This is a genomic window from Mycobacterium sp. E802 (genome assembly GCF_001666875.1).
Lineage (GTDB): Bacteria > Actinomycetota > Actinomycetes > Mycobacteriales > Mycobacteriaceae > Mycobacterium.
Genome location: NZ_LZJD01000126.1, coordinates 1 through 8,366, shown reverse-complemented (window position 1 = coordinate 8,366; position 8,366 = coordinate 1). Strand labels below are relative to the sequence as shown.

Below are 8,366 nucleotides of genomic sequence, written 5' to 3'. Positions count from 1 at the left end.
CATGCTCGCCCTCGGCGGCCACCGCCCCTCACTGCCAGGACGGCCCGTCAAACACCCACGGAAACGTCAGTAGAGCCCCTTTTCACGTGAAAAGGTGCGGTTTTGCGTCTGGTCGCGGAAAAAACTAGACCCCGAGCCGGCTAGACGCCCAAGTCGCGGCCGATGATCTCCTTCATGATCTCGGTGGTGCCACCGAAGATCGTCTGGATGCGTCCGTCGACGTAGGCCCGCGCCACGCGGTACTCCATCATGTAGCCGTAGCCGCCGTGCAGCTGCACGCAGTTGTCGACGACCTTCTTGGCCACCTCGGTGGCCCACCACTTGGCCTTGGCGGCTTCCACGGCGGTCAGCTCACCGTCGACGACGCCCTGCAGGCAGCGGTCGATGTAGTTCTCGGTGACCTCCAGCTCGGTCTCCATCTCGGCGAGCAGGAACCGGTTGTGCTGGAAGCTGCCGATCGACTGGCCGAATGCCTTGCGGTCCTTGGCGTACTGCAGCGTCTCCTGGAAGACCGCGCGTGCGCCGTAGATGGCCGAGATCGCGATCGACAGCCGCTCCGAGGGCAGGTTGGTCATCAGGTGGTAGAACCCGCGACCCTCCTTGCCGAGCAGGTTGGCGTTGGGCACCCGCACGTTCTCGAAGTTCAGCTCGGAGGTGTCCTGTGAGTGCAGGCCCATCTTGTCGAGCTTGCGGCCGCGGGTGAAGCCCTCCATGCCCCGCTCCACCACGAACAGCGTGAAGCCCTTGTGGCCGGCCTCGGGATCGGTGCGGGCCACCACGACACACAGGTCGCAGTTGATGCCCGACGAGATGAAGGTCTTGGAGCCGTTGATGATCCAGTCGTCCCCGTCGCGCACCGCCGAGGTGCGGATGCCGGCCAGGTCGCTGCCTGCGCCCGGCTCGGTCATCGCGACGGCGATGATGGTCTCGCCACTGGCGATGCCCGGCAGCCAACGCTTCTTCTGCTCGTCGTTGGTCAGGTCCTTGAAGTAGGGGCCGACGACGTCGTTGTGCAGGCTCAGTGCGGGGCCGTGCACGCCGGCCTTGGCGATCTCCTCGTCGATGATCGCGTTGAACCGGAAGTCATCCGACCCGCCGCCGCCGAACTCCTCGGGCATGTTGAACCCGATGACGCCGTACTTGCCGGCCGCGGTGTAGGCCGACCGGTCGACGATCCGCTCGGTCTCCCACTTCTCGGAGTGCGGTACGAGCTCACGCTCGATGTACTCCTTGACGGTCTCGCGGAACGCCTCGTGCTCCGCGGTGTAGATCGTTCGCTTCATGATTTACTTTGCCTTCCAAACAGGTTCGCGCTTTTGGGCGAAGGCCAGCGGCCCTTCCTTGGCGTCCTCGGTCTGCAGCAGGGTGCTGAACTCGCGGTTGGTGCGCTTCCAGCCGTCCTTGTCTCCGACGACGACGCCGTCCTCGACGCCGTAGGCCACCCGCTTGGAGGCCTGCACGGCCAGCGGCGCGTTGCCGGTGATCCGCTCGGCCAGCTTGAGTGCCGCGTCCACGACGGTCCCGTCGGGCACCACCTGGTTGATCAGGCCCCAGCGCAGCGCGTCGGCCGAGGTCATCGGCTCACCGGTGAACAGCAGCTCGTTGGCCACCTTGCGGGGCAGCTGCTCGGCGATGCGGAACACGCCACCGGCACCGGCGATCAGCCCCCGCTTCACTTCGGGCAGACCGAATTTCGCGCTTTCCTCGGCGACGATCAGGTCACTGGCCAACGCCAGTTCGGTGCCGCCGCCCAGGGCGGTGCCGTTGACCGCGGCGATGGTCGGCTTGTCGATAAAGTGGCTGACGTAGCCGGCGAAGCCGTATTCCGGATGCTCGGGGTGAAAGAGGTTCTCCCCCCGCGAGATCGCCTTCAGGTCGGCACCGGCGCAGAACGACTTGTCGCCCGATCCGGTGAGGACGACCGCGCGGATCTCGGGATCGTGCTGGGCCTGCTCCAGCGCGTCGCCGACGGCGATGCTGACCGAGGCGTTGATCGCGTTGCGCGCCTCGGGCCGGTTGATCGTGATCAGCAGGACGTTCCCACGCTTTTCGACGATCGCGCCGGGCTGGGTGTCGGCGTCGGTCACAGGAGCTCCAGGATGGTCGCGTTGGCCTGGCCGCCACCTTCGCACATGGTCTGCAGGCCGTACTGAATGTTGTTGTCGCGCATGTGGTACAGCAGGGTGGTCAGGATGCGGGCGCCGGAGCCGCCGAGCGGGTGACCCAGGGCGATGGCACCGCCGTTGGGGTTCAGGCGGCTCTCGTCGGCGCCGATGTCCTTGAGCCAGGCCATCGGCACCGGGGCGAAGGCCTCGTTGACCTCGAACACGCCGATGTCATCGACGTTCAGACCGGACTTCTTCAAAGCCTTCTGAGTGGCCGGGATCGGCGCGGTCAGCATGATGACCGGGTCGGCGCCGGCCAGCACCGCGGTGTGCACCTTGGCAAGCGGCTTGAGCCCCAGGTCTTTTGCCTTGTCGGCCGACATGATCAGTAGCGCGGCCGACCCGTCGGAGATCTGGCTGGAGTTACCGGCGTGGATGACGCCGTCTTCCTTGAAGGCCGGCTTGATTGCGGCCATCGACTCGACGGTGCCGCCGCGGCGGATGCCGCCGTCTTCCAAGACGACGTTTCCGTCCTGATCCTTGATCCCGACGATCTGATCCTTGAACGCGCCGGAATCCTGTGCGGCCGCGGCCTTCTCATGCGAACGTAGGGAGAACTCGTCGAGCTGGGTGCGCGACAGGACCCACTGCTCGGCGATCATCTCGGCACCGACACCCTGGTTGGGGTTCTGCCCGTTGTAGCGCTCCCGGAAGGCCTCCGGGTACGGATGCCCGCCGTTGGCCAGCGAGGAGCCCATCGGCGTGCGCGACATCGACTCGACACCACCGGCGACGACGACGTCGTAGTGACCGGCCACCACACCGGCCACGGCGAAGTGCAGCGACTGCTGGCTGGAACCACACTGGCGGTCGACGGTCACGCCGGGCACGGTCTCGGGCCAGCCGGCGGTCAGCACGGCGGTGCGGGCGATGTCGAGGGCCTGCTCACCGGCCTGCATGACGCAGCCCCAGATGACGTCGTCGACGAGGGCAGGGTCGACGCCGGCGCGCTCCACCAGGCCGTTGAGCACCTGGGCCGACAGCTCCGCCGGGTGCACACCCGACAGGGCGCCGTTGCGCTTCCCGATAGGTGACCGGACAGCCTCGACGATGACGGCTTCAGCCATGACTTCTCCTTTGAAGGGTTGTGGCGCGACCCCCTTAGAGCTCGACGGGTCGCTCGAGGTGAAAATAGACCAGTAGGTTTACTAGGTCAACCTACTGGTTGGTAGAGCTGATGTACCGTCCAAGAGAGGCCTAGATGGTTTACTGAGTTGCACAGCTGGGCCGCCCGGCCCGTAATCGACCTTGTCTACCTGGGAGTGTCTGGTGGCTAGAACCACACCACTGGCGCCGATGATCGGCCCCGACGCGATCGCACCGCAGGCGCCGGTCCGTTCCCCGAAGACGGCCGAGCTCGTCGCGGGCACCCTGCGGCGGATGGTCGTCGACGGCCAGCTCAAAGAGGGCGACTTCCTGCCCAACGAAGCCGAGCTGATGGAGCACTTCGGCGTCAGCCGCCCCACCCTCCGCGAGGCCGTGCGGGTGCTGGAATCCGAGCGTCTCGTCGAGGTGCGGCGTGGCTCGCGCACCGGCGCCCGGGTGCGGGTGCCCGGCCCCGAGATCGTCGCCCGCCCCGCCGGTCTGCTGCTCGAGCTGTCCGGCGCCGACATCGCCGACCTGTTGGTGGGCCGCGCGGCGATCGAGCCGATGGCCGCGCGGCTGTTGGCCGAGAAGGGCGACGAGGCGGCGTTCGCCGAACTGGAACGCATGCTCGACGAGCACATCCCCACCGACCACCAATCGGACCGGTTGGCCGAGACCACCGGCGACTTTCACCGCCGGGTGGTCGAACTGTCGGGCAATGCCACCCTCGGCATCATCGCCGGCATGTTGCACGAGATCACCGTGCGCCACCATGCCTTTCTGTTCAAGGAGCGCCGGCCGGTGTCGAAGGCCGACTACGACAAGCTGATGCGGTCCTACCGCAAGCTGATCCAGCTCATCCGCTCCGGTGACGGTGACGCCGCCGAGGCGCACTGGCGCAAACACCTCGACACCGCCCGCATCCTCATGCTGCAGGACATCGAGAGCGTCAAGGTGCGCGACGTCATGCGCTGAGCCTGCGCGCCTCAGGCGGTGGCGTCGTCTCGCTCCACCTGGACCGGTATTTCGTCGTCCCAGGGCTGACGGGTCACCATGTCGGCGACCTTGACGTAACCCCGCTCGAACTCGCCGGTGGCCGCGTCGACGAGCCGGTACTGCTGGGTCTGATGCTGGATCGGCTGCGCGTCGAGGATCACCACCCGCACCTCCCCCGGCTCGAAGTGACACCGCTTCTGCAACGCAGCGATCAGTTGCTCGTTGCTCATATGGCCGTCACCGAAGTTCCAGCCGATGGCCGTGGAGACGATCCGCTCACCGTCGGTCAGCACGTAGTCGTCCTCGTCGTGCCCGACCATCGCGCGGTGCGCCAGCGTGAACAGCGCCCGGCCGTGAGAGTTGAACCCGCGGAACGCATATCCCATGTACAGGTACATCTGGGCGGTCTCCGGGCTTCCGTAGTACCGCTCCATCTGCGCGGCGGGCATGCTGGCGATCGCCACGATGCCCTTCTCGATCTTCTCGGCCGCCGACGGCTTGACGCACCACAGTGAGGTGTCCCAGTTGCCCGCGTAATACCGCATCCCGGGCAGGAAGGAGATCTTGCGCGGGAACAGGTTTCCCAGCACGACGGTGGTGACCGACACGGCGAACAGCACGATCGGCCATGGGCTGTTCAGGTCCCCGAGTCCGATGCCGGCGTGCCCGACGAACAGCGCCAGCACGCTGAACATCATGAAGACGTTCCACTCCAGCGGCACGCCCATGGGGATCGAGCTCAGGATGCCGAAGTGGAAGACCAGCATGACGAAGGCGGCGATCGCGGTCGGCCAGCCGCCGTGCGAGAAGAACAGCACCAACGGCACCAAACCCTCGATCACGGTGGAGAAGTGGGCCAGGAAGCGGGACGGACGGCCCGGGCGCAAATCGTCCGGGAAGTGTTCGAAGAACTTCCGTTTGATCCAGCGGGGCCGGAAGATCGGGTTGTTGCTCATCATCGTCGAGATGACGAACGGGAAGTGCTTGGTCAGCTTCGACGACGCCGCACCGATCCAGATGGTCAGACAGATCAGCTTGGCGGCGATGACGATGTCGGCGCCGCTGAACAGGAAGCAGACCGCCAGCGCGCCGTAGACCTCGCCGCGCGCGGCCAGGAAGATCACCTTGTCCCGCAGACCGGCGATCGCCAGCAGCCCGAGGATCGCGGCGGTCTGCCACACCGGCAGCACGCCGATCTGCGTGCCAAGGTCGGGGATGGGGCCCGAGCCTTGCGAGCACAACGCCACCACCAGCATGACCAACAACGCCCCGTAGAGCGCGACGTCGAGCAGGGTACGGTCGTCGCCCTTGGTCAGCGGCACCCGGTTGGGCCAGGGTGGCAGCCGGATCGTCTTGGGCCGCAACCAGTACAGGATCGAGCCCATGGGTGGGAAGAACCGGTTGTTGAGCGGGCCGAAACCGCAGCCGAGGCCGATGACCTCGAACAGCATCGTGTAGAAGATGACCTTCTGGTAGACGATCGGCTCGGCATACCAGGAGGCGACGTTCGTGAAGCCATCGACTCCTTCGGTCGTCAGCGCGATCAACCACGCACCGAGAATGTAGAGCAGGATCTTGACGACGTAGAACAGGTGCAGCACGACCGGTGTCCCGAATCCGACCTCGGCCCAGTGGCGCGCCATCGGCCGGATCTTCTCGGCGCGGCTGCCCTTACTCCATTCCTCGAAGTCGACCTGGGGAGCGACCTGTTTGAGAAAACCCATGCCAGCCAGACTAGAACGTGTTCTATTCCGCCCTCACGCGAACAGACGCAAACCGGTACTTCTTCGCTCGAAAAAGTACCGGTTTGCGTCTGTTCGGCGAGGAAATTAGGACTTGACCGGCGGGCGGTAGAAGATCGCCAACTGGCCGATCCCTCCGACCAGGCCCAGGACCACCGCGATCGCCAGACCGCACCAGCCCTGGACGTAGTTCCACACGTCGGTGCCGGAGAACAACAGGTAGTCGAGGCTGTAACGGCCGGCGCCCAGCCCGGCGATCGCGACCGCCGCGACGGCCAGGATCAGGTTGTACTCCCAGCCTTCCTTGACGATGAAGAAACCGTTGGCCCGGTGCACGGTCCAGGCCGCGACCAGCATCAGCGCCACGAAGCCGGCCGCCGGGATCGGGGTGAGCAGGCCGAGCGCCAGGCCGAGGCCGGCCGCGATCTCGGTGGTCGCCGCGACCCGGGCGTGGAACATGCCGGGTTTCATGCCGATGCTGTCGAACCATCCCGCGGTGCCGGGGATGCGGCCGCCGCCGAAGAACTTGTTGTAGCCGTGGGCGGCCATCGTCAGCCCGAGGACGACCCGCAGAACAAGGAGCGCTGTATCAGAAGCCACGTGACAGAATCTAGGCCATCTGTCACGCCGCTGCCCAGCCCCCGTCCACACTCAGGATCGCCCCGTGGATGTTTCGGGCGTCGTCACCGGCCAGGAACACCACCGCGGCGGCCACCTCCTCGGGCGTGCTCATCCGCCGCGACGGGATGCGGGCCAGCACCGGGGCCACGTCGTCGGCCACGGCGGCGGCGCGTTCGGTCGCAATCGGTCCGGGGGCCACCGCGTTCACCCGGACCCCGCGTGGACCGTACTCGACCGCCCACGACTTCGTCAGCGAGTGCACGGCCGCCTTGGTCGACGAGTACAGCGCCGACCGGTCCCCGCCGATCAGTCCGGTGATCGACCCGATGTTGATCACCGCGCCGTCGCCACGCTCGGCCATCGCCGGCACCAGGGCACCGGTGAGCAGGAACGGTGCGATCACGTTGGCCTGATAAGACTCGAGCAGGGCGGTTTCCGAGACTTCCTCGGTGGTTTGCGGCATCCCCCAGACGGCCGCGTTGTTGACCAGGATGTCGATCTGCCCGCCGGCTGCCGCCAAGGCTTCTCGCGCCAGGCGGTGCGCCTCGTCGCCTCCGGCACCCAGGTCGGCGGCGACGAATTCGGCTTGCCCTCCGGCAGCCCGGATCTCGGCGACGACGGCATCGCCGCGTTCCTTGTTCCGGCCGCTGACGACGACGAGGGCGCCTTCGGCCACCAGGGCCTTGGCAATGGCGACGCCGAGGCCTCCGGTGGAACCCGTGACAAGTGCTGTGCGGCCGCGCAAACGCGTAGTGTTTGGACTCATGAGTCCAGGTATAAGCCGCTGAAAATGGACCTGCAAGTCCAGAAACTGACGGCCAAGGGCGCGGCCACCAGACGCCGCATCATCGAGGGTGCCGCCGCGGTGATCCGCAGCAACGGCGTGGCCGCGGCCACGCTCGACGACATCCGCGCGCACACCCAGACCTCCAAGAGCCAGCTGTTCCACTACTTCCCCGACGGCAAGGAGCAGCTTCTGCTCGCGGTCGCCGAGCGTGAGGCCCAGATGGTGCTGGAAGACCAGCAGCCCTACTTGGGTGAGCTGACCTCATGGGCCGCGTGGCAACGTTGGCGCGACGCAGTGGTCGAGCGTTATCGACGTCAGGGCCAGAGCTGCCCGTTGAGCCTGCTCATGTCGGAGATCGGGCGCACCACCCCCGGCGCCCAGGCGGTCACCAAAGCCCTGTTGCAGCAATGGCACGACGAGATCGCCGCGGGAATTCGGCACATGCAGGCACAGGACAAGGTCGCCGCCGATCTGGACGCCGACCGGGTCGCGGCCGCGCTGCTGGCCGGAATCCAGGGCGGCGTCAGTGTCCTGCTGGCCTCCGGCGACCTGAGTTATCTGGAGGCCGCCCTGGACGTCGGCATCGCCATGCTGCGCCGCGGTCAACCGCCCAGCGCCGCCTCCAGCCGCGCGAGGTAAGCGTCGATATCCCCGACTGCCGACCGGGCGGCATGCACGCTGACCGCCACCGTCTGCCCGATCCCGTGCACGCCGTGGGTCAGCCCCATCATCGGTGACAGCGAGGGGTAACCGGCCGTCACCACCACCGCAGCCTCACCGAACCGCAGATCCGCCGCGCCCCGGTTGACGCTGGACACCACGGTGTTGCCGGTGACCATAGGCGCCCGCACCGTCGGGTCGAATTGCGCGACGCCCCACCGCAACAACGGGGCCGGGGTGGCGGCGAATGCTCGGCCGGCCGCGATCATGCCCGGGTGAGCCGCGCGGCGTCGGCGCTCGGCGAAATCC

The 8,366-nt window shown here is 66.9% G+C and carries 8 protein-coding genes and 1 pseudogene; 2 read left to right on the top strand and 7 right to left on the bottom strand.

Annotation, left to right across the window (positions count from 1 at the left end; translation table 11 throughout):
• Positions 1 to 140: 140 nt before the first annotated feature.
• The 3 genes from A5699_RS18730 to A5699_RS18720 are packed head-to-tail and all read right to left on the bottom strand — an operon-like array spanning position 141 to position 3,232.
• A complete protein-coding gene (locus tag A5699_RS18730) occupies positions 141 to 1,283 on the bottom strand; it encodes an acyl-CoA dehydrogenase family protein (protein ID WP_067772051.1) in 1,143 nt (380 codons plus the stop codon).
• A gap of 3 nt (positions 1,284 to 1,286) precedes the next feature.
• Positions 1,287 to 2,087, bottom strand: coding sequence for a crotonase/enoyl-CoA hydratase family protein (locus A5699_RS18725; protein ID WP_067772048.1), 801 nt, complete (start codon positions 2,085 to 2,087; stop codon positions 1,287 to 1,289).
• Positions 2,084 to 3,232: a thiolase family protein gene (locus A5699_RS18720; protein ID WP_067772045.1), complete on the bottom strand. Its 1,149-nt coding sequence runs from the start codon at positions 3,230 to 3,232 to the stop codon at positions 2,084 to 2,086. The genes A5699_RS18725 and A5699_RS18720 overlap by 4 nt, the downstream gene beginning before the upstream one ends.
• Before the next feature lie 202 nt (positions 3,233 to 3,434).
• Between A5699_RS18720 and A5699_RS18715 the strand changes: the two genes are divergently transcribed.
• Positions 3,435 to 4,226 (top strand): FadR/GntR family transcriptional regulator, encoded by a 792-nt coding sequence (locus A5699_RS18715; protein WP_067772042.1) that lies wholly within the window; start codon positions 3,435 to 3,437, stop codon positions 4,224 to 4,226.
• An 11-nt stretch (positions 4,227 to 4,237) separates the two neighbouring features.
• On the opposite strand, the gene A5699_RS18710 is transcribed toward A5699_RS18715, so the two are convergent.
• The 3 genes from A5699_RS18710 to A5699_RS18700 form a co-directional block, all read right to left on the bottom strand.
• Positions 4,238 to 5,971, bottom strand: a complete 1,734-nt coding sequence (locus A5699_RS18710) for a DUF3556 domain-containing protein (RefSeq protein ID WP_067772040.1) — start codon at positions 5,969 to 5,971, stop codon at positions 4,238 to 4,240.
• A gap of 105 nt (positions 5,972 to 6,076) precedes the next feature.
• Positions 6,077 to 6,589 carry a DoxX family protein gene (locus tag A5699_RS18705; RefSeq protein WP_255378835.1) on the bottom strand — a complete coding sequence of 171 codons (513 nt, stop codon included), beginning with the start codon at positions 6,587 to 6,589 and terminating at the stop codon, positions 6,077 to 6,079.
• A gap of 22 nt (positions 6,590 to 6,611) precedes the next feature.
• Positions 6,612 to 7,376, bottom strand: coding sequence for an SDR family NAD(P)-dependent oxidoreductase (locus A5699_RS18700; protein ID WP_067772035.1), 765 nt, complete (start codon positions 7,374 to 7,376; stop codon positions 6,612 to 6,614).
• A 24-nt stretch (positions 7,377 to 7,400) separates the two neighbouring features.
• Here A5699_RS18700 and A5699_RS18695 point away from each other — a divergent pair, with 24 nt between their 5' ends.
• Positions 7,401 to 8,036, top strand: a complete 636-nt coding sequence (locus tag A5699_RS18695) for a TetR/AcrR family transcriptional regulator (RefSeq protein ID WP_067772032.1) — start codon at positions 7,401 to 7,403, stop codon at positions 8,034 to 8,036.
• Here the strand turns inward: A5699_RS18695 and A5699_RS18690 are convergent.
• Positions 8,000 to 8,366, bottom strand: a pseudogene (locus A5699_RS18690) (DUF1298 domain-containing protein); the annotation flags it as partial. The gene A5699_RS18695 and the pseudogene A5699_RS18690 overlap by 37 nt on opposite strands.

What these genes read in the sequence shown, in the direction of transcription:
- A5699_RS18730 (WP_067772051.1), bottom strand. Translation starts at nt 1,283, where the DNA reads ATGAAGCGAACGATCTACACCGCGGAGCACGAGGCGTTCCGCGAGACC.
- A5699_RS18720 (WP_067772045.1), bottom strand. Translation starts at nt 3,232, where the DNA reads ATGGCTGAAGCCGTCATCGTCGAGGCTGTCCGGTCACCTATCGGGAAG.
- A5699_RS18710 (WP_067772040.1), bottom strand. Translation starts at nt 5,971, where the DNA reads ATGGGTTTTCTCAAACAGGTCGCTCCCCAGGTCGACTTCGAGGAATGG.
- A5699_RS18700 (WP_067772035.1), bottom strand. Translation starts at nt 7,376, where the DNA reads ATGAGTCCAAACACTACGCGTTTGCGCGGCCGCACAGCACTTGTCACG.
- A5699_RS18695 (WP_067772032.1), top strand. Translation starts at nt 7,401, where the DNA reads ATGGACCTGCAAGTCCAGAAACTGACGGCCAAGGGCGCGGCCACCAGA.